The 22,060-nt window shown below is 65.7% G+C and carries 19 protein-coding genes; 11 read left to right on the plus strand and 8 right to left on the minus strand.

Features of this window, described 5'->3' with window-relative positions:
* Window positions 1–4 precede the first annotated feature (4 nt).
* From NFG58_RS19440 to NFG58_RS19480, 9 genes are all read left to right on the plus strand, one after another.
* Complete coding sequence (locus tag NFG58_RS19440) at window positions 5–181, plus strand: hypothetical protein (protein WP_045993292.1); 177 nt, start codon at window positions 5–7, stop codon at window positions 179–181.
* Window positions 171–3,167 carry an ATP-binding protein gene (locus tag NFG58_RS19445; protein ID WP_348827190.1) on the plus strand — a complete coding sequence of 999 codons (2,997 nt, stop codon included), beginning with the start codon at window positions 171–173 and terminating at the stop codon, window positions 3,165–3,167. The genes NFG58_RS19440 and NFG58_RS19445 overlap by 11 nt, the downstream gene beginning before the upstream one ends.
* The gene (locus tag NFG58_RS19450; RefSeq protein ID WP_108448695.1) at window positions 3,145–4,539 is read left to right on the plus strand and encodes a sigma-54 dependent transcriptional regulator; all 1,395 of its coding nucleotides are present in this window, start codon (window positions 3,145–3,147) and stop codon (window positions 4,537–4,539) included. The genes NFG58_RS19445 and NFG58_RS19450 overlap by 23 nt, the downstream gene beginning before the upstream one ends.
* Window positions 4,540–5,661: 1,122 nt before the next feature.
* Entirely contained in the window at window positions 5,662–7,068 is a 1,407-nt protein-coding gene (gene pcnB / locus NFG58_RS19455) for a polynucleotide adenylyltransferase PcnB (protein ID WP_348827191.1), read from the plus strand.
* A 5-nt stretch (window positions 7,069–7,073) separates the two neighbouring features.
* Window positions 7,074–7,592 (plus strand): 2-amino-4-hydroxy-6-hydroxymethyldihydropteridine diphosphokinase, encoded by a 519-nt coding sequence (gene folK, locus NFG58_RS19460; protein ID WP_348827192.1) that lies wholly within the window; start codon window positions 7,074–7,076, stop codon window positions 7,590–7,592.
* Window positions 7,593–7,797: 205 nt separating this feature from the next.
* A complete protein-coding gene (panB, locus tag NFG58_RS19465) occupies window positions 7,798–8,589 on the plus strand; it encodes a 3-methyl-2-oxobutanoate hydroxymethyltransferase (protein WP_045993297.1) in 792 nt (263 codons plus the stop codon).
* A 10-nt stretch (window positions 8,590–8,599) separates the two neighbouring features.
* Window positions 8,600–9,448, plus strand: a complete 849-nt coding sequence (gene panC, locus NFG58_RS19470; RefSeq protein WP_348827193.1) for a pantoate--beta-alanine ligase — start codon at window positions 8,600–8,602, stop codon at window positions 9,446–9,448.
* Between the two features lie 11 nt (window positions 9,449–9,459).
* Window positions 9,460–9,840 carry an aspartate 1-decarboxylase gene (gene panD, locus NFG58_RS19475; RefSeq protein WP_045993299.1) on the plus strand — a complete coding sequence of 127 codons (381 nt, stop codon included), beginning with the start codon at window positions 9,460–9,462 and terminating at the stop codon, window positions 9,838–9,840.
* Window positions 9,841–9,881: 41 nt separating this feature from the next.
* The gene (locus tag NFG58_RS19480; protein ID WP_045993300.1) at window positions 9,882–10,256 is read left to right on the plus strand and encodes a translation initiation factor Sui1; all 375 of its coding nucleotides are present in this window, start codon (window positions 9,882–9,884) and stop codon (window positions 10,254–10,256) included.
* Window positions 10,257–10,291: 35 nt separating this feature from the next.
* Here NFG58_RS19480 and NFG58_RS19485 read toward each other — a convergent pair whose 3' ends face one another.
* A complete protein-coding gene (locus NFG58_RS19485) occupies window positions 10,292–11,176 on the minus strand; it encodes an NAD-dependent protein deacetylase (RefSeq protein ID WP_348827194.1) in 885 nt (294 codons plus the stop codon).
* 165 nt (window positions 11,177–11,341) lie between these two features.
* Between NFG58_RS19485 and NFG58_RS19490 the strand changes: the two genes are divergently transcribed.
* Window positions 11,342–12,259, plus strand: a complete 918-nt coding sequence (locus NFG58_RS19490) for a nuclease-related domain-containing protein (protein WP_045993302.1) — start codon at window positions 11,342–11,344, stop codon at window positions 12,257–12,259.
* A gap of 139 nt (window positions 12,260–12,398) precedes the next feature.
* Here NFG58_RS19490 and NFG58_RS19495 read toward each other — a convergent pair whose 3' ends face one another.
* Window positions 12,399–13,142 carry a ribonuclease I gene (locus NFG58_RS19495; protein ID WP_287164032.1) on the minus strand — a complete coding sequence of 248 codons (744 nt, stop codon included), beginning with the start codon at window positions 13,140–13,142 and terminating at the stop codon, window positions 12,399–12,401.
* A gap of 151 nt (window positions 13,143–13,293) precedes the next feature.
* Between NFG58_RS19495 and NFG58_RS19500 the strand changes: the two genes are divergently transcribed.
* A complete protein-coding gene (locus NFG58_RS19500; protein WP_213229402.1) occupies window positions 13,294–14,073 on the plus strand; it encodes a hypothetical protein in 780 nt (259 codons plus the stop codon).
* A 116-nt stretch (window positions 14,074–14,189) separates the two neighbouring features.
* On the opposite strand, the gene NFG58_RS19505 is transcribed toward NFG58_RS19500, so the two are convergent.
* The 6 genes from NFG58_RS19505 to NFG58_RS19530 form a co-directional block, all read right to left on the minus strand.
* Window positions 14,190–15,908: a BCCT family transporter gene (locus tag NFG58_RS19505; RefSeq protein WP_045992375.1), complete on the minus strand. Its 1,719-nt coding sequence runs from the start codon at window positions 15,906–15,908 to the stop codon at window positions 14,190–14,192.
* A 174-nt stretch (window positions 15,909–16,082) separates the two neighbouring features.
* Complete coding sequence (locus NFG58_RS19510) at window positions 16,083–17,420, minus strand: deoxyguanosinetriphosphate triphosphohydrolase (RefSeq protein ID WP_108132170.1); 1,338 nt, start codon at window positions 17,418–17,420, stop codon at window positions 16,083–16,085.
* A gap of 184 nt (window positions 17,421–17,604) precedes the next feature.
* Window positions 17,605–19,101 carry a tripartite tricarboxylate transporter permease gene (locus NFG58_RS19515; protein ID WP_045992377.1) on the minus strand — a complete coding sequence of 499 codons (1,497 nt, stop codon included), beginning with the start codon at window positions 19,099–19,101 and terminating at the stop codon, window positions 17,605–17,607.
* A gap of 2 nt (window positions 19,102–19,103) precedes the next feature.
* On the minus strand, window positions 19,104–19,583 hold the full coding sequence (locus NFG58_RS19520) for a tripartite tricarboxylate transporter TctB family protein (protein ID WP_045992378.1): 480 nt from the start codon (window positions 19,581–19,583) through the stop codon (window positions 19,104–19,106).
* A 5-nt stretch (window positions 19,584–19,588) separates the two neighbouring features.
* Window positions 19,589–20,575: a tripartite tricarboxylate transporter substrate-binding protein gene (locus NFG58_RS19525; RefSeq protein WP_108448688.1), complete on the minus strand. Its 987-nt coding sequence runs from the start codon at window positions 20,573–20,575 to the stop codon at window positions 19,589–19,591.
* A gap of 183 nt (window positions 20,576–20,758) precedes the next feature.
* The gene (locus NFG58_RS19530; protein ID WP_348827195.1) at window positions 20,759–22,012 is read right to left on the minus strand and encodes a CoA transferase; all 1,254 of its coding nucleotides are present in this window, start codon (window positions 22,010–22,012) and stop codon (window positions 20,759–20,761) included.
* Window positions 22,013–22,060 lie beyond the last annotated feature (48 nt).

Consider the following 22,060-nt stretch of genomic DNA (forward strand, 5'->3'; position numbering starts at 1 on the left):
TGCCATGTACGTCTACCGCATCATGCTGCTGCTTGTGTTTTGCGGGTATCTGCTCTCGCCGCTGCTGATGACCGGCTGGGGCCAGCCCGGCAACGCCTGGTACCGCCCGTTCCTGATCTGGGGGGCACTGATCGCCCTGACCCTGTGGCTCGAGCAGAAGCGAGCGCTGGATGAGCGCTGAGCTCGTCTCCCTTGTACTGCTGGGGCTTGGCTACCTGTCGGCACTGTTCGCTACCGCCAGCGCGGTGGAGCGCGGCTGGATTCCGCGGCGGCTGGTCCACCACCCACTGATCGGCATCCTGGCCCTGGGCGTCTACGCCAACGCCTGGGCGGTGATCGGCAGCCTTGGCGTGGCCCACCAGCGGGGATTTGGTTATCTCGCCTACTACCTGGGTGCCGCCGGCGCCTTTGTGCTGGCACCGGTCCTGCTGCTGCCACTGCAGCGCATGACGCGAACCCACCAGCTGTCTTCCCTGGCGGACCTGTTCGCCTTTCGTTTTCGCTCCCGCTGGGTCGGCACCTGCGTCACCCTGCTGAGCCTGGTGGCGGTCATGCCGCTGCTGGCGATGCAGGTGGAGGCCATGAGGCATGCCATCCATCGCTATACCGACGCTGCCTCTCCAGGCCTGCTGTCGCTGTTGCTGTGTGCCTTGATCGCACTGTTCGCGATACTGTTCGGCGCCCGTCATACCCACGTCCATCGACGCTACGACGGCTTGACCGCCGCCATCGGCCTGGAGTCGCTGATCAAGCTGACCGCCTTTCTCGGGCTGGGCGCCTTTGCGCTCTACGCCATCTTCGACGGCCCCGGCGACCTGCAACGCTGGCTGGACGGGCCCGGCAGCGTCCACCAGGCCCAGGCGAGCCAGTTTGATGCCGCCCAATGGAGAACCCTGCTGCTGCTGTTCTTCGCCGCTGCGCTGCTGATGCCTCACATGTTTCACGTGACCTTCGCCCGCCCGCTCAGTCGCCGAACCCTGCTCAGCGCGGGCTGGGGACTGCCGCTGGTGCTGCTGCTGATGGCACTGCCGGTGCCGCTGGTGCTGTGGGCCGGTCAGCGCATGGGGGTGGCCGATGATATCCAGGAGGCCGCCTACGTCATCTTCGCGCTGTCCGATAGCCCCGCCGTCACCGCCCTGGCCTTTGTCGCGGTACTGGCCGCCACCTGCGGCACCCTGATCCTGAGCGCGCTGGCGCTCGCCGGGATGGTGCTGAACCATCTGGTGCTGGTCGCCCATCCCCCGGTGGAGCACCCCGACCTCTATCGTTGGCTACGCTGGCTACGGCGCGGCCTGATCGGCGCCATCATTGTGGCCGGCTGGCTGTTCGCCCAGGCCGTCGACGCCAATACCGAGCTGACCCGACTGGGGCTGGTGGCGGTGGTTGGCATGGCTCAGTGTCTGCCGGGTCTGCTGGCCCTGCTGTACTGGCCCGGTGCCAACCGCAAGGGGGTGATGACCGGCCTCGGCCTGGGTGTGGCGATCTGGTGTGCCGGCCTGTGGCTGCCGCTGCTCAGCGATCTGCCGCCGCTGCTTGCGCCGCTGGACGCCTTGCTCGGGCTTCTCGGCGACGAGGCTGTCACCGACTCGCCCGCCTGGTATCCGGTCGCCCTGGTATCGCTTGGCGTCAATGGCCTTAGCCTGATTCTGGTGTCGCTGATCACCCCCACCTCCGCCGGAGAACGAGCGGCCGCCGAGGCCTGCTCGGTGGATGCGGTCATCCGCCCCAAGCGCCTGCCGCTGAATCTGGCCGACAGTGATGACGTCAGGCGGCGCCTGGCCATGGCGCTGGGCGACGAGGTCGCCGAGCGCGAAGTGACCCGGGCGCTGGCAAGCCTCCATCAATCTTCCAAGGATGCCAGGCCCTACGCGCTGCGACGTCTGCGCGACCGTATCCAGGCCAACCTGTCCGGCCTGATGGGCCCATCGGTCGCCCAGGACATCGTCGATCACTACCTGCCCTATCGGCGCGATGGGCGAGCGCCGAAGGAAGATATCCACTTCGTCGAAAGCCGCCTGGAGGCCTACCGATCTCGCCTCACTGGCCTCGCGCGGGAACTCGACGAGCTGCGACGTCACCATCGCCGCATGCTGACGCGACTGCCTGTCGGGCTGTGTGCCTTCGGTGACGACGGCGAGGTACTGATGTGGAACGACGCCCTGGCCGAGCTCAGCGAGATTTCCGGCGAGGAGATCATTGGCGCCCATCGGCAGGCCCTGCCTGCGCCCTGGGCCGAGCTGCTCGGGACCATTCTGGAAAGCGACAAGGACCACCTCTACCAGGAAGCCGTGGAGCTGCCCCGAGGGTTGCGTTACGTCAGCCTGCTCAAGGCCAGCCTGGTGGACGAGCCTGCGGCAGACGCCGCTGGTGGCACGGTCATCCTGGTCGAGGACCACAGCGAGATGAAATGGCTGGAGAACGAACTCATCCACGCGGCTCGCCTCGCCTCCATCGGCCAGATGTCCGCCGGCGTGGCCCACGAGATTGGCAACCCCATCACCGGCATCTCATCGCTGGCCCAGAACCTGCGCTATGACACCACGGATCCCCACGTGCTCGAGACCGCCGAACAGATCCAGACACTGACCAAGCGCGTGTCGCGTATCGTTGGCTCACTGGTGGGCTTTGCCCACGGCGGTCGCCACGTCACCGGCAGCGACTTCGCGCCGGTATCGGCCAGGCATCTGGCCGACCAGGCGCTGCACTTGCTCAAGCTGGCCCGCAAGAGCGACGATGTTCGCTACGACAATCGCTGTCCGGCGCGGCTCGACATCACGGGAGACGAGCAGCGCCTGCTGCAGGTATTGATCAACCTGCTGAGCAATGCTCGTGACGCCAGCCCGGCCAACGGCCTGGTGGTCATCGACGCCGGCGAGGAAGGTGAGCGTCACTGGCTGTCGGTCACCGACCAGGGGCCCGGCATCGATCCCAGCGTGCGCGAAAACCTGTTCGAGCCCTTCACCACCACCAAGCCGCCAAGCCAAGGTACCGGTCTTGGTCTCGCCCTGGTGGTAAGCATCGTGGCCGAGCACCAGGGCAAGGTCGAGGTGGAGTCGCCCCTGCCGGGGCAGGCCGGTGGCACCAGAATTCAGGTATGGTTACCTTCTCCCGATGTCCATCGACCTGCCGGGGATATGCCGATCCATGAGCCGAATCCTGATCGTTGAAGACGAAGCCATCATCCGCAGCGCCCTGCGCCGCCTGCTCGAACGCCACGACCACCGCGTGTGCGAATGCGAGTCGGTGGAGCAGGCATGCGGGCAGGGCTTTGGCGAGTACGACCTGATCATCAGCGACCTGCGCCTGCCCGGTGCACCCGGCACCGACCTGATCAAGGCCGCCGCCCCCTGCCCGGTACTGATCATGACCAGCTACGCCAGCATGCGCTCGGCGGTGGATGCGCTGAAACTCGGCGCGGTGGACTACGTCGCCAAGCCGTTTGATCATGATGAACTGCTGGAAACCGTGGCTCGAGTACTGCACCGCCAGGCGAGTCAGCGCAGCACGCCGCCCGCCATCGCCGACGAGGGTGGACGGCGCCACACCATGATCGGCAACTGCCCGGCGATGCAGGCGGTCTACACCCGTATCCGCAAGACCGCCCCGGCAGACGTGACGGTACTGATTCAGGGTGAATCCGGTACCGGCAAGGAGCTGGTGGCCAAGGCCCTGCACCAGCAGAGCCGCCGTGCCGAGGCGCCGCTGGTCTGCGTCAACTGTGCAGCCATCCCCGAGACGCTGATCGAATCTGAGCTGTTCGGTCATGAGAAGGGCGCCTTTACCGGGGCCAGCGCCATGCGTACCGGACTGGTCGAGGCCGCCGACGGCGGCACCCTGTTCCTCGACGAGATCGGCGAATTGCCGCTGGACGCCCAGGCCCGATTGCTGCGGGTGCTGCAGGAAGGCGAGATACGCCGCATCGGTTCGGTGGAGACGCGCCACGTCGACGTTCGCCTGATCGCTGCCACCCACCGTGACCTGCGCGCCCTGTCACGCAGCGGAGACTTCCGTCTCGATCTCTACTACCGCTTGAACGTCATGCAGATCGACCTGCCTCCGCTGCGCGAGCGCGAGGACGACATTCTCGAGATTGCCGACGTGCTGCTGGCCAAGGCCTGCAAGCGCCACGCCCGCGACGGTCTGCACCTGTCTCGCGCCGCACGGCGGGACATCGCCGACTACCCCTGGCCAGGCAACGTCAGGGAGCTGGAAAATGCCCTGGAGCGTGGCGTGATCCTCGCCGAAGGCCAGTTGATCCATCCGGACGACCTGGGCCTGGCAACGGTGCCGGTAACGCGACCGCCCAGTCCCCCCAAGGAGGCGGCCACGTCACTGGAGGCGCCCGCCTCCGAAAGATCCGACACGGCTACCGAGGACGACCTGTCGCTGGAAGACTACTTCCAGCACTTCGTACTCGAACATCAGGACCAGATGAGCGAGACGGAGCTGGCCAACAAGCTGGGAATTTCACGCAAGTGCCTGTGGGAGCGCCGCCAGCGTCTGGGTATCCCGCGCAAGAAGGCGGCGCGGCGCCACTGACGCGAGACCACCGGCTCGACACCCTGGGGCCCTCGCCCCGCGCTTCGCCCCGGCCTCCCTTGGGCCGCTCACCTTGCCCTCCCTTCGACTCACCCCTCGACTCACCCCTCGGCTCGCCCTTGCCTGCCGCTTCCTGCCATGCCCCCTGCTTTGGTTCATTCGACCATGGTGCAAGTGTCTGTAGCGATCAATACAGGCATTGTAGGCCCTGCACGCCAGCTACCTCTTGATGCACCGGTTGTTACCATCCCACACAGGGGAGTGCGCCAAAATGGGTAGCCCGAGGTAACACAAATGACCCGGCGGTTTGCTTCGAACCAACGACAATGAAGCAAGCGGCTGATAAAAAAGAAAAAAATCAAAGTAGGCACGACAACTGCAGTAAGTCTGGGCAAGAACAACAAATTCCGGCGATCGTGGGCAGCCAACAACAATAACCTGCACCGCCACGATCGAATCCGCCGCCCCAACAACAACAACGCTTCCAGGTGAAGCAGGCGGATTGGGCACTAGGCACCGCAGCCTTGACAACAACAATACGGACCTGCGGAGCTACCACTCGTCGAACAACAACAAGACGACGAGGCCCGGAGTACCAGGACGCGACGCGCCAACGATGACCGACCAACAAGAACAACAGGGTCGTCAGAGCGCACTCCCGGCAACAATGCCAATAATTCGGGAGGAGGCATGATCCCATGCCGTCGTGGTTGGACTATTGTTTTGAATACGAGACGGTCGCCGTCAGGAGCGCCAATAACAACAACATCATTGCTTGCCTGAAACTCCTTGGTGACTGTGGTGCGTATTCAAGGCGATGCGCCATCACGAAGAAAAATTAGCAGCACGGACGCTGCATCCTGCTTTGATGGGGAGGCCCTTGGCCTCCCCTTCTGCTGTCTGGCCTCCGAGCGTCAAGCCAGTCGTTGCCCCGCCAGACGAGACAGCCCCCAAGGGCTCAATCGCCATGGGCAACCGGACCTTTTGCGCCTCTTCGCAGCACGAACACTGCGCCGACTGTCGTCCTTGACACCCGAGCGGCTTTGTCCACTGCGCTTTGCAAGGCCGGGAGCGTCCGCTACACTCATCACCTTTCCGTACCCCGCGAGTCCAAATCGCCGCATGATCAAAGGATTTACCCGCTTTCTACAGAGCCCAGGCGAGCACTTGAAGTCGCTGTTCGGCGCTCAGGAAGCCGCCGCAGGACCGCCGATGCCCCGCGTACTCACACGCGACGAACACCCCGTGTCCCGTCGCCAGTTCAGCGAAGCCTCCCTCAAGGTGCTCTACCGCCTGCACAACGCCGGCTACGAAGCCTACCTGGTCGGAGGCTGCCTGCGTGACTCCCTGCTCGGGATCGCTCCCAAGGATTTCGACGTGGCCACCGACGCCACGCCGGAGCAGGTCAAGCAGCTGTTTCGCAATTCACGCATCATCGGCCGCCGCTTCCGTATCGTGCACGTGCGTTTCGGCCGCGAGGTCATCGAGGTCACCACCTTCCGTGGCAAGCCCCGTGACGACCACGGCGAGCATGTCGCCTCCCAGTCCGATGACGGCCTGCTGCTGCGCGACAACGTCTGGGGCAATATCGAGGAAGACGCGCTGCGTCGCGACTTCACCGTCAACGCCCTGTACTACAGCATCGCCGACTTCAGCCTGCATGACTTCGCCGGCGGGGTCGACGACATCGAGTCGCGCACCCTGCGCCTGATCGGCGACCCGGAGACCCGCTACCGCGAGGACCCGGTGCGCATGCTTAGGGCCATCCGCTTCGCCGCCAAGCTCGACTTCGATATCGCCCCGGATACCGAGGCGCCGATCGCCGAAATGGCGCCGCTGCTGTTGCAGATTCCTCCGGCGCGGCTCTTCGACGAGATCCTCAAGCTGTTCCTGTCCGGTGAAGGACTGACCACCTTCCGTCTGCTGCGGGACTATGGCCTGTTCGCGATGCTGTTCCCCGAAGCCGACGAGTGCATGGCCGAGCTGCCCTGGGCCGAGCCGCTGATCGAGCAGGCACTGGAAAGCACCGACCGTCGCATTCGCGAGGATCGCCCGGTCACGCCCGCCTTCCTGCTGGCCGCCTTCATGTGGGGGCCGGTGCAATTGCGCCAGCGTGATCTCGAGGCCGACGGCATGCCTCCCGTTCCGGCCCTGCAGACCGCCGCCCAGCAGGTCATCAGCCGCGAGCTGAAGCACGTATCGCTGCCCAAGCGCTTCAGCATGCCGATGCGAGACATCTGGGACCTGCAGCAGCGTCTGCCGCTACGTCGAGGCAAGCGCGCCTTCCAGACCCGTGACCATCCGCGCTTCCGTGCCGCCTACGACTTCCTGCTGCTGCGCGAGGCCGCCGGCGAACTCGAACCGGGACTGGGTGACTGGTGGACCGCCTTCCAGGAAGCCGACGAGCACGAACAGCGCCGTCTGCTGGGCAAGGTAGGCGCCGACCCTGCCGGCACCGCCGCCCCGCGCAAGCGCCGCCGTCGGCGGCGCAAGCCGCGCCCGCAACAACCGCCGCAGTCGGACGAGTGAACCAGGTGGGGCGCCATACCCAGGCCTTTATCGGCCTCGGCAGCAATCTCGACGCCCCCCGTCGTCAGGTCGAGCAGGCTCTCGAGGAGCTCGACCGGCTGCCGTTGACGCGTCGAGTCGCGGCCTCTCGGCTGTACGCCAGCCGCCCGGTCGGTCCCCAGGACCAGCCCGACTACGTCAACGCCGTGGCCGAACTCCACACCCGGCTGTCGCCGCTGGCCCTGCTCGACCAACTGCAGGCGCTGGAGCAGCGTCATCGACGCGTACGCCAGCGCCACTGGGGGCCCCGCACCCTGGATCTCGACCTGTTGTGGATGGATGCCGCCGAGTGGCGCCACCCGCGCCTCACGCTGCCACACCCGGAATTGGTAAACCGCGCCTTCGTGGTACTGCCGCTGGCCGAGATCGCCACAGACCTCAGATTGCCCGACGGTCAGACCCTGGCATCGCTGGCCGAGCGCTGGAACGGCGCCCTCACCTCGGGTGATCTATCCCCATTGAACGCCACCGAGGCCGTTCGCTGAGCTTCTGGAGCCCAGGTGGCCCGAAGCCTCCAGGCACTCACTAGACGCCGATCGACCTCTACCACTTTGGTCGCTGTTACCTTGAACCCTGCACTGCCTTGGTCAACGTTACCTATCGACACAGATTCACCCATCGGTAACAATCCGCGGTGATCACTCTGGGGCGGTCATAGAACTCGCCCCACCGCCAACACGAGAACACGCCATGACTTCCGTCACCCTGAGCTCGCTGAAGGCTCGCAAGCGCGCCGGTGAACCCTTCAGCTGCCTGACCGCCTATGACGCCTCCTTTGCCGCCGCCGCCGGGCGCGCCGGCATCGACGTGCTGCTGGTCGGGGATTCCCTTGGCATGGTCCTGCAGGGGCACGACAGCACCCTGCCGGTCACCATGGACGACATCCTCTACCACACCCGCTGCGTGGCACGCGGCAAGGGCGACAGCCTGTTGATGGTCGATCTGCCATTCATGGGCAATCCCAGTCGCGAGCGCCTGCTGGACAACGCCGCCGCGCTGATGCGGGCCGGCGCCGAGCTGGTCAAGGTCGAGGGTGAGGGCTGGATGGCCGATGACATCCGTGAACTCACCCGTCGCGGGGTGCCCGTCTGCGCCCATCTGGGGCTGACCCCCCAGACCGTGCATCAGCTCGGTGGCTACAAGGTCCAGGGACGCGAGGCCGAAGCCGCCAGCCGTATCCTCGAGGACGCCCGAGCGCTGGTCGAGGCCGGCGCCTCGGTGATCCTGCTGGAGTGCGTGCCGGCGAGTCTCGGTCGTGCCGTCAGTGAAGCTCTGGAAGTGCCGGTGATCGGTATCGGCGCCGGCCCCGACACCGACGGCCAGATCCTGGTGATGCACGACGTGCTCGGCGTGACCCACGGGCGGACCCCGCGCTTCGTCAAGAACTTCCTGGCCGAAGCCGAGGACATCGAAGGCGCCTTCCGTCGCTACCACGAAGCGGTGCTGGCGCGGGAGTTCCCGGCTGCCGAGCACTGCTTCTAGGAGGTCTGCGATGCACGTCCATTCCGCCATCGCCAAGCTTCGCGAAGCGCTCGCGCCTCACCGCCGCAGTGGTGCCCGCATCGGCCTGGTGCCGACCATGGGCAACCTTCACCAGGGCCACCTGGCGCTGGTGGAAGCGGCCCGCGAGCGCTGTGACCTGGTGGTCGCCTCGATCTTTGTCAATCCGCTGCAGTTCGGCCCCAGCGAAGACCTGGACAACTATCCGCGCACCCTCGAGGCGGACCTGGCCAAGCTCGAGGCCGCTGGCTGCGACATGGTGTTCACCCCGACCCCGGCGACCATGTACCCCGACGGCCTCGACGGCCAGACCCTGGTGCGGGTGCCCGAGGTCAGCGAAGGCCTGTGTGGCGGCGCCCGCCCCGGCCACTTCGACGGCGTCTCGACCGTGGTCAGCATGCTGTTCCATATCGTCCAGCCTGACCTCGCCTGCTTCGGCGAAAAGGACTACCAGCAACTGGCGGTCATTCGCCGCATGGTCCGCGACATGCACATGCCGATCGAGATCGTCGGGGTGCCCACGGTGCGCGAGGCCTCGGGACTGGCGCTATCGTCGCGCAACGGCTACCTGAGCGAGGCCGAGCACGCCACCGCCGCCGAACTGCAGGCCACCCTGGCAATGCTTGCGCGCAGCCTCGAGGCCGGCGCCGACATCGACGCCACCCTGACAGAGGGCCGCGCGCGTCTGGCCTCCCACGGCTTTGCTCCCGACTATCTGGAGCTGCGCGCCCGTGACCTCGGCGCGGTGACCGCCACCACCCGTGACGCCATCCTGTTGGTGGCCGCTCGTCTCGGCGCCACGCGACTGATCGACAACCTCACTGTGACGCTACCTCGATAGGAGCCCCCTAGATGTACACCATCATGCTCAAGGCCAAGCTGCACATGGCTCGCGTGACCCACGCCGTGCTCAACTACGAAGGCTCCTGCGCCATCGACGGTGAACTGCTCGACCTCGCCGGTATCCGCGAAAACGAACAGATCCAGATCTACAACGTCGAGAACGGCCAGCGCTTCACCACCTATGCCATCCGTGCCGAGGAAGGCTCCAAGGTGATTTCGGTCAACGGCGCCGCTGCCCACCTGGCAAGCGAAGGCCAGCGCGTGATCATCTGCAGCTACGCCCACTACAGCGACAGCGAACTCGACCAGCACAAGCCCTCCCTGGTCTACCTCCAGGAAGGCAACGAGATCAGCCACACCAGCAACGCCATCCCGGTCCAGCTGGCCTGATCCGACCGCACCATCGCACCACCCGACAGGAGCGCACCACCATGGCATCGCTGAAGGAACAACTCGGCTCGCTGGTCTACTCCACCGAACACGGCGACATCTGCCCGGACTGCCGTGAACCGAAGGACGCCTGCCGCTGCGACGAGATCCAGGACCAGGCGCGCCTGGCCAGCCTGGATGGGGTGGTGCGAATCCGCCGGGAAACCAGCGGGCGCAAGGGCAAGGGCGTCACCACCATCGACGGCGTGCCGCTTGCCGACAAGGAGTTGAAGGCCCTGGCCAAGGAGCTGAAGAAGCGCTGCGGCACCGGTGGCGCGCTGAAGGACGGCGTTATCGAGATCCAGGGCGACCACCGCCAGGTGTTGAAAGACGCCCTGGAGAAGAAAGGCTACAGGGTCAAGCTGGCCGGAGGCTGAGCTCTGGCTTGTCTGAAAAGTGGCTGGGCCGGCGTCTAGCCCAGATCCCGGACCAGCGCTTCCAGCGCCTGATCCGCCGGGGCCTCGAGCTTGACGTCGAACAGTTCATCGGCCCGGGTGCGCCCCAGATTGATGCAGGCCACCGGGCGTCCCACCTTCACGCTTTCGCGCACGAAGCGAAAGCCGGAATAGACCATCAGCGAACTGCCGACCACCAGCAGGGCGTCGCTGTCCTCGAGCAGCCCTCGGGCGCTGGCCAGCGTCGCCGCTGGCACGTTGTCGCCGAAGAACACCACATCGGGCTTCCAGATACCGTCGCCACAGCGGCCACAGGAGGGCACCCGAAAGCTCGAGAAGTCCGCCTCCAGATCCGCATCGCCGTCCGGCGCCGGTCGCACCGGCGACGTTTGCGCCACCCACTGCGGATTGCAGCGCGCCAGCTCATCGTGCAGAGCATGGCGCATCTGGCGCGCACCGCAGCTCATGCACACCACCAGATCCGCCCTGCCGTGCAGATCGATGACCCGCCGGGAGCCCGCGCGCTGGTGCAGTCCATCGACGTTCTGGGTGATCACCCCGGAGACCTTGCCGCGCAGCTCGAGCTCGGCGATGGCCCGGTGCGCCGCGTTGGGACTGGCCTCATTGAGCACCCGAAAACCGATCATCGCCCGCGCCCAGTAGCGCTGACGCGAGGCATGGCGAGACATGAAGTCGCGATGATCGATCGGCGGCGAGCGCTTCCACTCGCCCTGGGCATCGCGATAGTCGGGGATACCGCTAGCGGTGCTGATGCCGGCGCCACTGAGCACGGCGATACGCCGGTGACGACAGACGAGAGCGTACAGCGCATCCATCGCCGACGCTGACGCTTCTCGGTTGACGCAAGTTCGAGCCTCGCTACCGCCGCCGACATTCGTCATTGCTCCTCCCCTTGTGACCGCGCACCAGCACCCGGGACAGGCCCGCCGGCCCTGCCCCCATGGCCAAGACTACCCCCGGGCGTTCGATAAGACCAAGGGCGCCATGGCCCAACAGGCACGTCGTTGTCTACAATGGACGGGATTCTTCACGGGCAAGGAGTGCCGATGGCCTGGCTGGACTACCTGCTGCCGCTGTTCTTTCTGTTCCCCCTCGCGGCGGCCGCCACGGTGGTGGTGGCACTCCGAAGCCTGCACGACGCGCGAGTACGCTCGCCGTTCGACGCCCACCCGCTGCGTGAGCCTGGGCAGGCCCTGCGCGATCGGCTGGATCGCGCCTTCGCCACCCTGTTCCTCAACGCCGCCCTCGGCCCCGTACTGGTGCTGACCCCACTGGTCTACGGCATGGGCAGGATGCTGTTCTCGCGCCACCAGAACTGGATCGAATGGGCGCTCTACGGTGTGCTGTGCACACTGCTGGCGATCGTGGTCAGCTTCCGACTGATGCGTGACTACCAGCGTATCCGTCGCCTGAAGCTGGGGCTCGCCTGCGAACTGGCCGTGGGCCAGGAACTCGAACGCCTGATTCGCCCCGAGGCTCATCCCTACTTCGTGTTCCACGACGTACCCGCCGACACCTTCGTGATCGACCACGTGGCGATCACCCCCCACGCCGTCTTCGTCATCGAGACCCGGGCCCGCACCCCGGCCATCAGTCCCGCCGGCGAGACCGAGGACACCGTGGTGGTCGAACACGAGCGCCTGCGCTTTCCCGGCTGGATGGAGCGACGCCCCCAGCGCAAGGCCCGCCAGGCCACCCGCTGGGTCGCCTCCTGGCTATGTCGCGAACTGGGACAGCCGGTGCCGGTCAAGGGCATCCTTGCCCTGCCCGGCTGGAAGATCGAACGTGAGGTCCCCGACGACGATCTTGCCGTGGTCAGCGGCGAAGGCCTGGCCGCCCATCTGACCGACGCCTGCCCTGGTATCGCGCCGATGGATCCGACGCTGCACGACCGGGTCATCGAGGCCTTGAACCGGCGAACACTGACGCGGGAACTTGGCCACCTGGAAGGCCCGTCCATCTAGGCTCTGTCCGAAAAGTCGACGAGCGAAGGTTAGACAAGGCAAAAATCGGTGAGAAAGCGCAGTTTACGGGGTGTAAATGAGCATTTTGATCCGATTTTTAACGCAGTATTGCCGAGCGCAGGCACTTTTCGGACGAGCCCTAGAAGCGGCGCAGCTCGATCCGGCTGGGGCAGCGCCCATGATCCACCGGAGCGAAGCTCTTTCTGGCCGGAAAGTCATCGATATGCTCCGCCTCCAGGCCGATGCGCACCTCGGTGAGCAGTCGGTTGCCCGAGCCCCCGCACTGCAGCGACAGGGAGCTGCCGGTACCCCGGCCGAAAGCCTCCTCGAAGGCCGCGATCAGCGCATTGCGCCTGACCGTCGAGCCTCGATTGTCGCGCATGAAGTCCCCCAGGGCCCCGGCGTTGACGATCTCGGTCAGCGCCAGGGCACCGTCGAAGAAGTCATCATCGCTGATCGATAGGCAGGCACCGTGCTTGGCGTACTCGTAACGGTCGAGGCAGCTGGCCCTGCCGGGCATGGCGTCGTCGAGCTCCTGTTCAAGCGATGAGCCGATATCGATGGCAGGCCCTGCCTGGCAGAAATCGCCCGCTGGCCTCGGGCGTTCAAGAAAGCAGCCCTGGCGGCGCCACTCGCTGACACTGACGCCCTGTGAGATCAGCCTGACGGGGCGTGACGGCCACAGCCCGTGGATCACGAAGCCATCGTCGGCCCCGACCATCAGCGACGGATCCCGGCACTCTCGTGGCGGCTGACGACGGCTGGCGCAGAACCCGGGATGCCAGGTCAGCGCCAGCACATAATGATCGAAGTGCTCTCGCTCGAGATCCTCCAGTGCCTCACGCTGCTCCTGCGGCTCGTGGGCCTGGGCGCCAGCGTTCATGGTGAGGGCCAGCAGCACCGCAGCCAGCGCACGCCATGGTTGCCGTCGACGGGCTCCCCGGTCCCCCTGTCGCCTTGCAATCGGCGACCACAGTTGGCAAGGTGCGCCGCCTCGCTTCAATCCTCTTTCGTCTTTCTCGGATGACTGTCTCATGAACCTGATCACCTTCGATCCGTTACGGAGTCTGGGGGTCCCGGGGGCGCGATACATCAAGCCTGAGCACATGAATGACCATCGCCAGGCCCTGGCCGATGCCGACGCCCTGCTGTTCCCCGAATACTGGCAGATCAATGCCCTGGCCTACGGCCTCAATCCGCGCGTCTTTCCCAGTCTACCCAGCTATCACCTGGGTCACGACAAGATCGAACAGACCCGCGCCTTCCAGGCCTGCTGCCCCGAGGCAACGCCCGATACCGCCATCCTCGGGGTCAATTCAGACGCCATCCACCAGGTGGAGGCGCGCTTCGGCTACCCGTTCGTGGTCAAGCGGGTGCGCAGCTCCATGGGCGAGGGCGTGCGCCTGATTCGCTCCCGCGAGGCGCTGATCGATCACCTGTCCAGCGAGAATCTGCTCTACGCCCAGCGCTACCTGCCCATCGAACGCGACCTGCGCATCGTGGTGGTCGGGCGCAGGGTGCTGGCCGCCTACTGGCGCGAGAGCCCACTGGGCGACTTTCGCACCAATGTGGCACGCGGCGGCGAGATCCGCCACGACCCGGTACCGGCCTCCGCCATCGAGCTTGCCACCACCCTGGCCCAGCGCCTGGGCATCGATCACGCCGGCTTCGACATCGCCATGGTCGATGACGCCCCGATGGTGCTGGAATTCAACCGGCTGTTCGGCAACCAGGGCATCGACTCCCCCGAGACCAGCGTGGGAGAGGCGATCCTCGAACACCTCGAGCAGGATAGCTGGCGCCAGGCGGCCTGATCCTTGAGCCTTGCTGGTCGCCGCTCTCGGAGCTATACCCCTTCACAAGATCGACCACAAGAAAACGGGCCACCGTCGCAATGACGGTGGCCCGGGCAGTCGGCGCTGAGCGCTGATTACAGCCGTGAAGGATGGCTCGCCGGGTCGCCCTCCTGGTGGGGCTTGTCGTCATGATCGACACCGTGGTGCTCCCCTTCCGGCAACTCCCAGGTGCCATCCTCGGTCCAGGGGTCATCCTCGGGGAATTCCTCGATATAGATTTCCTTGTCGGTGTAGTCCGGCTGATAGCGCAGATCGTAGTGGGCCGCCCGGACGGTCGAGATGCACAACAACAGCGCCACCAGCAGCAAGGGCACACCCCCTACCACCGAGGCCGTCTGCAGGGTCTCGAGCCCACCGATGAACATCAGCACCGCCGGCATGAACGACAGCGCAAAGGCCCAGAACAGTCGATTCCAGCGCATCGGTTCCTCGTCGACCTCCTTCTGCACCACCGCCGCCAGGATGTAGGAGATGGAGTCGAAGGTGGTAGCGGTGAAGATCAGCGCCAGCAGGGTGAAGGCGAAGATCACCAGGTAGCTCAGCGGCAGGGTCGACAGGGTAGCGAAGATCGCCGCCGTGGGGCTCTGCTCGTTAAGAATGGTGACCAGATCCAGGGTGCCGGACAGCTGCAGGTAGAGACCGTAGTTGCCGAGGATGATGAAGAAAAGGGCGCATCCCAGGGTACCGAAGAAGATCGAGCCCGCGACCATGGAGCGGATGGTGCGGCCGCGGGAGATGCGCGCGATGAACAGGCCGACGCTGGGGGCGAACACCAGCCACCAGGCCCAGTAGAAGATGGTCCAGTCCTGAGGGAAGTGGGTGTCCTGAAAATTCTCGAAGCGGGCGAAGGGCTCGGTCCAGGTGCCCATGTGCACCAGATTGCTGAGCACCCTGCCAAGGGCATCCAGGCCGGTACTGGCCATGAACTGGGTCGGCCCGACGATGAAGACGAAGGTCAGCAGCGACACCGCCAGCCAGAAGTTGATGTCCGACAGCACCTTGATGCCCTTCTTGAGGCCGACGAAGGCGCTGTAGCCGAAGACAACGGTACACAGCATCAGCACGAAGATGCGCGTCGCCAGGGTCTTCGGAAAACCGAACAGCTCATGCAGCCCCTCGTTGATCAAGGGCGCCGCCAGTCCCAGGGTGGTGGCACCGCCGCCCAGCATGCCGAACACGAACAGCACGTCGATCAGCTTGCCCGGCCAGCGGTGGGCACGGCTCTCGCCCAGCACCGGCATTAGCGCCTCGCTGATCTTGAGCACGCTGTGATTGCGCACGTAGTAGAAGTAGGCAATGGGAATCGCCGGGATCAGATAGATCGACCAGGCCACCGGCCCCCAGTGGAAGATACCGTAGGCCGCCGCCCAGCGCGCCGCATCCGGCGACTGAGGTTCCACATGGAAGGGTGGCGCCTGGTAGTAGTAGATCCACTCGATCATCGACCAGTAGAGGATCGAGGCGCCGATACCGGCGCAGAACAGCATCGCCGCCCAGGACAGGGTCGAGAACTCCGGCTGCTCCTCGGGGTCACCCAGCTTGATCTGGCCGATATCGCTGAACACGATGAACAGCATGAAGCCGCTGGCCCCGAGCCCCAGGGCCAGATACAGCACACCGAGCTCATTGGTAATGAAGTTCTTGGCCGCGATGACCCAGGTTGCCCCCTGTTCGGGGAACACCACCAGAGGCAGAGTGACAGCAAGGAGGAGAAACAGCGAACCGAAGAAGGTGGGCTTGTCGATCGCATCAAAGCCTTGATCGGAAGAGGCGGGGGAGGATTTCCTTTTCACGGGCCATACCCTTGTTATCGTTTTCCCCAGTATACGCAGTCTTGCTGCATCAAACGTCATCCATTGACTTAGGCCGCGCAGCGACAAACGCCCTATCGTCCGCCGCTGGACTCCCTTGGCCGGAACGCCCTGGTTCAATCACCCCGCTCTTACCGCCTGAACACACTCAGTTTTTCAATCACCACGTAGCTTGCCGCCCATTTCCTGGGCCAGGTCGACCGCGTAGTGGTCCGTCATCCCACCGATAAAGTCGAGCATGCGTCGATAGCTGTCGTACAAGGACCAGGACGGCAGCGGGGTGTTCTCGCCGATCAGCGCCAGCACCCGTTGGTGCTTGAAGCTCGAATGGCCGGTGTGGTGCAGCTCGTGGGCCGCGCCGATAAAGGCCTCGAGCAGAATACCGAGGGTGGTGTAGGCACCGATCTCCAGCTTGGCCTTGCGGGTATTGCGGAAGATGCGCTTGCGCGCCAGCTGCTTGGCCAGCTTGACCCCCCAGTCCAGATCCGGGTGGCACAGCTCCAGCAGGTCATCCTGAAGCGTTCCGGAAAGCAGCTCCTGCTCATGCTCGACGAACACCTGGCCCACGTCGGTGACCGCTCGCTCCATGGCCGCCCCTCGCAGCGCCGCGATACGCCGGCGTTGAGACACACCGGTACGGTTCATCTCGGCGTAGTCCGACGGCTCGCCACCGGCGATCTGGGTCAGGATCTCGGCCACCTCGTCGAAAGCCAGGATATCCATCTCCACCCCGTCCTCGAGGTCAAGCAGGGCGTAGCAGATGTCATCGGCGGCCTCCACCAGCCAGGCCAGCGGATGGCGACACCAACGGTGCTCGCCCTGGGGAATCAGTCCCAGATGGTCGGCCACCTGCTCAAGTGCACCGAGTTCGCTCTGATAGCAGCCGAACTTGCCGGCCTTGCCACCGTGGGTCACCGTCCACGGATACTTGAGCAGGGTACCGAGGGTCGCTGCGGTCAGGCGCATGCCGCCGCGAAACTGGTTGTACTCGATCTGGGTGACGATACGAAAGCCCTGGGCGTTGCCTTCGTAGGTCAGCAGGTCCTCGCGCTCCAGCGGCGACAGTCCATCGAGCAGCCCGCTGCCGTTGACCTCGGCGCACTTGAACCAGTCGCGGATGGCGTACTCACCGGCATGGCCAAAAGGGGGGTTGCCGATGTCGTGCCCCAGACAGGCCGCCTGGATGATCACCCCCAGATCCGCCGGAGTGATCCAGTCGGGCAGGCGGTCACGCAGCAGCTCGCCCACGCTCATGCCCAGCGAGCGGCCGACGCAGCCCACTTCAAGCGAGTGGGTCAGGCGGGTGTGGATATGGTCGTTGTCGGTGAGGGGATGCACCTGGGTCTTGCGTCCCAGGCGGCGAAAGGAGCCGGCGAAGACGATGCGATCGTGATCCTTGTGGAAGGGACTGCGTCCCACCTCGTCACGAGTCCCGCCACGCGGATCGTGCAGTCGGCCCGGATCGAGCAGTCGTTCCCAGTTCATGGTCTTCATCGATGGCCCCTCCTTGTGGCCCTCCATTCTGACACCCGGGACGACACCTGCAAGGCCACGACCGCGAGGTCGCCAGGACCCTCATGACAGGCCCTAGGCGCATCGATGGAAAGTCGATGGAAAGGCCCGGTGGATACACCTCCACCGGGCCCTCTTTCTTTAGCGACGCTTTAGCGACGCTTCTCTACGCCAGCCGACGCTTGAGCATCATGGCGTAGACCGCTCCGGCCACGATCAGGGTGGCGGCGAAGGCGTAGATCCCGATCGAGATCCCGCTGTTGACCAGGATGCTCCAGTCACCACCGCTGATCGACATCGCCCGGCGCAGATTGAACTCCATCTGCCCACCCAGCAGCAGGCCGAGCACAACCGGCACGGTGGGAATCTCGAGCTTTCTGAGCACATAGCCGAGCACCCCGAAGGCCAGCATCATGTACAGATCGAAGGGGCTGTTATTGAGCGAATAGACCCCGACAAAGGCGATCAGAACCACCATCGGCATCAGCAGCCAGCTGGGGGCCTGCAGCACCCGGGCGAACAGTCCCACCAGCGGTACGTTGAGCACCAGCAGCATGATGTTGCCGATAAACAGCGCTGCCACCAGCCCCCACACCATCTCGGGCTGCTGGGCGAACAAAAGCGGCCCCGGGGTGATGTTCATCGACAGCAGCAGGGCCAGCAGAATCGCGGTGGTGCCGCTGCCGGGAATGCCCAGCGACAGCATCGGAATCAGCGCGCCACCGGCGGCGGCGTTGTTGCCTGCCTCGGGCGCGGCCACACCGCGCGGGTCGCCGTTGCCGAAGTCCCCCTTGGCTCCCAGCCAGCGCTTCTCGAGCATGTAGGACAGGAAGCTGCCGAGCGAGGCGCCAGCGCCGGGCAGCACCCCGGAGACGAAGCCGATCAGCGAGCCACGACCGATGGTGCCCTTGCAGGACAGCGACGCCTTCATCCCCGGCCAGGCCGAGCCCAGCTTGATATGCGGCTTGTCGGCGTCGTGGCGCTGTTCGAGAAACACCAGGCATTCGGAGATGGCGAACAGTCCCACCAGGGCCACGATAAAGTCGATGCCGTCATAGAGCTCGAAGGTGCCGAAGGTGTAGCGCGCGACGCTGGACACCGGGTCGATGCCCACGGTCCCCAGCAGCAGGCCCAGACAGGCGGCGATGAAACTCTTGGTAAAGCTGCCGCTGGTCACCCCGCCGATGGTGGCAAAGGCCAGCAGGAACAGCGCGAAGTACTCGGCCGGACCGAACTTGATCGCCAGGTCCACCAACAGCGGCGCGAACAGCGTAAGCCCGATGGTGGCGATGGTGGCGCCGACGAAGGAAGCCACCGCCGACAGCCCCAGGGCCTCGCCGCCGCGCCCCTTGAGGGCCATCGGGTAGCCGTCCAGAGTGGTCATCATCGCCGGCTCGTCGCCGGGGATATTGAGCACGATGGAACTGATCCGCCCACCGTACATGCAGCCATAGTAGACGCTGACCAGCAGGATCAGCGCGGCGGTGGGATCCAGGCCGAAGTTGAAGGCCAGCGGGATCATCAGCGCCACCCCGTTGACCGGGCCGAGCCCTGGCAGCGCCCCGATCAGGGTTCCCACGGCGCAGCCGATCAGCGCCAGCAGCAGAAATTCCGGCTGGGTCGCCACGGCGAAGCCCTGGGCAAGAAAGGCAAGCGTTTCCATGATCAGTGTCCCCCTCCCCACCAGGGCACGTCCGGCAAGGGCATGCCGAGGGCAAACTCGAACAGTGCGTACAGCCCCAGCGCCAGTCCTGTGCCGGCGATCAGCGCCTGGCCCCAGGCCGCGCCGAACAGCCGCGTCAGTACGATGGCGCAGGCCAGGGTGGCGGGAACAAACCCCAGCGGCTCGAGCAGGCCAGCGTAGGCCGCCAGCAGCAGCAGCACCGCCAGCTGTCGGGCCAGGCCGGCACGATCCGGCCAGCGCTCGTTGAAGCCCGGGCGCAGGATCAGGTAGGCCGACAGCGCCGCCAGCGGCAGGCTGACCAGCCGGGGGAAAGCCCCCGGCCCCACCGGCTGCATGAAGCCGGTGACGAAGCTATGAGAATGCCACCAGGCCCCCAGCGCCAGCACCAGCAGCACCGCGCCGGCCAGGCGATCGCCGACCTGGGCCGGCCGGCGATGCTGGTGAGCGTCGAGGTCGCTCATCTGACTCATTGAATAACCCCGATCTCGCGCGAGATGGCCTCGACGCGCTGGATGGATTCCTCGACGAAACTCGAGAAGTCGTCACCGCCACGCCACAGCGGCACCAGGCCATTCTGGGCTGCCACGTCCTTCCACTCGTCGCTGGCGTAAAGGTTCTCGAGGTCTTCGACCATGCTGGCGTAGTCCTCGTCGGAGACCTCGCCGCCGGTGTAGAAGCCGCGCCAGTTGTAGCCGGTGACGTCATAGCCCTGGCTGACCGCGGTGGGCAGCTCGTCGAAGGGCTCGGGCAGCGGATCATCCGACATCACCGCCAGCACCCGCACGTCACCGGACTCGATGAAGCCGGCGACCTCGCCCAGGTCGGTGGAAACCACGTCCACGTGGTTGCCCATCATCTGGGTTACCGCGGGGCCGCCGCCGTCGAACTGCACCCAACGCAGGGCGCCGACCTGGTCGCCGGGCAGGCCCGCGGCCTTGGCCAGCATCAATGCCCGAATGTGATCCCAGCCACCGGCACCGCTGGAGCCGGCCATGGCCACCGAGGTCGGATCGGCGACGATGGCCTCCAGCAGTTGCTCGAGGGACTCGTACTCGCTCTCGTCGTCGACCAGGATGACGCCGACGTCGGTACCGAGCATGCCCAGCCAGCGCATGGTCTCGGCACCCCCGGGATAGCGACCCTGGGCAATCTGGGTCATGCCCACGGTGCTGGTGGCGACGATCAGGTTGCTGTCATCGGCACGCTTGGAGGCCACGTTGGAGAAGGCCACCGCGCCGACACCGCCGGGCATGTTGGTGACCTGCACCGAGCCGTCGGTCAGTTCCAGGTCGGTGAGCAGCTTGCCGACGCTGCGGCAGGTGAAGTCCCAGCCGCCACCGGGGTCGGCCGGGGCGATGCACTCGTCGATGGGCAGGGCGCTGGCCGAGGTCGAGACACCGAGGCCGAGCGCGAGCAGCGGCAGGCCAAGGCGAGTGGTCAGAGTCGAGGGCATGGAAGGCTCCTTGTTTTTCGTTGTTGGCGTTTTCGTTGTGGGTGTTGCGGTCCTGCGGTCCTGCGGTCCTGCATCGTTGTCACCAGCCGGCACCGGCCATCCGGCGGATTGCCTGGCGGTTGTCGAGTCGCCATCTTGCGCGGCCACTCGCCTGGCGTTGTCCGGCGGGGACCGCCACCCAGCCTAGACGATCCCGCGCTGGCGCAGCGCCCGACACTCGTCGGCACCGAAGCCGAGTTCGGCCAGTACCTCGTCGGTATGCTCGCCAAGCTGTGGCGCCGGTCGCTGGATCATCGCCGGGGCCTCGCGCATCTTGACCGGAAAGCCGGTGGTGGCGATCTGTCCGGCCTCGCCCTGATCCAGGGTCAGGCGCATGCGCTGGTCGATGATCTGGGGGTCATCGAAGGTCTCGCGCAGATCCTGCACTCGGCCACAGGGCACGCCGGCGGTGTTCAGGTGTTCGATCCAGTCGTCCACACTGCGCCGGCGCGTCACCTCGTTGAGGATCTCGCGCAGCGCCTCGCGGTGCGCCATGCGCTGGGCGTTGTCGGCGAAGCGCGGCTGCTCGAGCAGATCGACACGACCCAGCGCCTCCAGCAGACGACGCACCATGGTCTCGCTGCTGGGGGCGATGGCGACCTCGCCATCGCTGGCCTCGAACAGGCCGTAGGGGTAGAGCATGGGATGGTCATTGCCGGTACGCCGGGGGACCTCGCCGGTGGCGAAGTACTCCGCCGCCAGATAGCCCAGCATCGCCACCAGGCCGTTGGTCAGGGCGGTCTCGAGAATCTCGCCCTGGCCGGTACGCTCGCGACGCACCAGTGCCGCGCTGACCCCGAAGGCCAGGTTGAGGCTCGCCACCATGTCGCTGATCGGTGGCGCGGCGCGCATCGGCTCGCCCCCCTCGACCCCGTTGACGCCCATGAAGCCGCTCATGGCCTGGGCGACAAAATCGTAGGCGGGTCGGTCGCGGTAGGGCCCGGTGGATCCGAAGCCGTTGATCCGCCCCACCACCAGGCGCGGGAAGCGCTGCCTCAGGGTGTCGTCGTCGAGTCCCATCTTGGCCAGCACCCCGGGGCGGAAGTTCTCCACCAGCACGTCGGCATCCTCGAGCAGGCGGTTCAGGATCTGACGCCCTTCGGGCTCGCGCAGATTGAGGGTGATCGAGCGCTTGTTGCGGTTGAACTGGGCAAAGTAGGCGCTGAAGCCGTTGACCATATTGCCCTGGCGGCGGACCACGTCGCCCTCCCCCGGGGTCTCGATCTTGATCACCTCGGCGCCGTGATCCCCCAGCATCTGGCTGGCGAAGGGGCCGGAGATCACCCGGGTCAGATCGATCACACGTATGCCGGCCAGGCTGCCCGGAGCAAGGCCGGTGGCGTCCTGGGTCGATGGCCGCGAATCGTCGCTGTCATCCCTGCCGGGGCTAGCATCCATAGGTTTGCGTATCCGTCGGTATGTCTGTGGTGGTGTCGTCTGGTCTTG

Source organism: Halomonas sp. RT37 (genome assembly GCF_040070525.1).
Lineage (GTDB): Bacteria > Pseudomonadota > Gammaproteobacteria > Pseudomonadales > Halomonadaceae > Halomonas > Halomonas litopenaei.

What these genes read in the sequence shown, in the direction of transcription:
- panC (WP_348827193.1), top strand. Translation starts at nt 8,600, where the DNA reads ATGCACGTCCATTCCGCCATCGCCAAGCTTCGCGAAGCGCTCGCGCCT.
- NFG58_RS19510 (WP_108132170.1), bottom strand. Translation starts at nt 17,420, where the DNA reads ATGAAGACCATGAACTGGGAACGACTGCTCGATCCGGGCCGACTGCAC.
- panD (WP_045993299.1), top strand. Translation starts at nt 9,460, where the DNA reads ATGTACACCATCATGCTCAAGGCCAAGCTGCACATGGCTCGCGTGACC.
- NFG58_RS19485 (WP_348827194.1), bottom strand. Translation starts at nt 11,176, where the DNA reads ATGACGAATGTCGGCGGCGGTAGCGAGGCTCGAACTTGCGTCAACCGA.
- NFG58_RS19530 (WP_348827195.1), bottom strand. Translation starts at nt 22,012, where the DNA reads ATGGATGCTAGCCCCGGCAGGGATGACAGCGACGATTCGCGGCCATCG.
- NFG58_RS19515 (WP_045992377.1), bottom strand. Translation starts at nt 19,101, where the DNA reads ATGGAAACGCTTGCCTTTCTTGCCCAGGGCTTCGCCGTGGCGACCCAG.
- NFG58_RS19450 (WP_108448695.1), top strand. Translation starts at nt 3,145, where the DNA reads ATGAGCCGAATCCTGATCGTTGAAGACGAAGCCATCATCCGCAGCGCC.
- NFG58_RS19490 (WP_045993302.1), top strand. Translation starts at nt 11,342, where the DNA reads ATGGCCTGGCTGGACTACCTGCTGCCGCTGTTCTTTCTGTTCCCCCTC.
- NFG58_RS19500 (WP_213229402.1), top strand. Translation starts at nt 13,294, where the DNA reads ATGAACCTGATCACCTTCGATCCGTTACGGAGTCTGGGGGTCCCGGGG.
- NFG58_RS19445 (WP_348827190.1), top strand. Translation starts at nt 171, where the DNA reads ATGAGCGCTGAGCTCGTCTCCCTTGTACTGCTGGGGCTTGGCTACCTG.
- NFG58_RS19480 (WP_045993300.1), top strand. Translation starts at nt 9,882, where the DNA reads ATGGCATCGCTGAAGGAACAACTCGGCTCGCTGGTCTACTCCACCGAA.
- NFG58_RS19520 (WP_045992378.1), bottom strand. Translation starts at nt 19,583, where the DNA reads ATGAGCGACCTCGACGCTCACCAGCATCGCCGGCCGGCCCAGGTCGGC.
- NFG58_RS19440 (WP_045993292.1), top strand. Translation starts at nt 5, where the DNA reads ATGTACGTCTACCGCATCATGCTGCTGCTTGTGTTTTGCGGGTATCTG.
- panB (WP_045993297.1), top strand. Translation starts at nt 7,798, where the DNA reads ATGACTTCCGTCACCCTGAGCTCGCTGAAGGCTCGCAAGCGCGCCGGT.
- NFG58_RS19495 (WP_287164032.1), bottom strand. Translation starts at nt 13,142, where the DNA reads ATGAACGCTGGCGCCCAGGCCCACGAGCCGCAGGAGCAGCGTGAGGCA.
- pcnB (WP_348827191.1), top strand. Translation starts at nt 5,662, where the DNA reads ATGATCAAAGGATTTACCCGCTTTCTACAGAGCCCAGGCGAGCACTTG.
- NFG58_RS19525 (WP_108448688.1), bottom strand. Translation starts at nt 20,575, where the DNA reads ATGCCCTCGACTCTGACCACTCGCCTTGGCCTGCCGCTGCTCGCGCTC.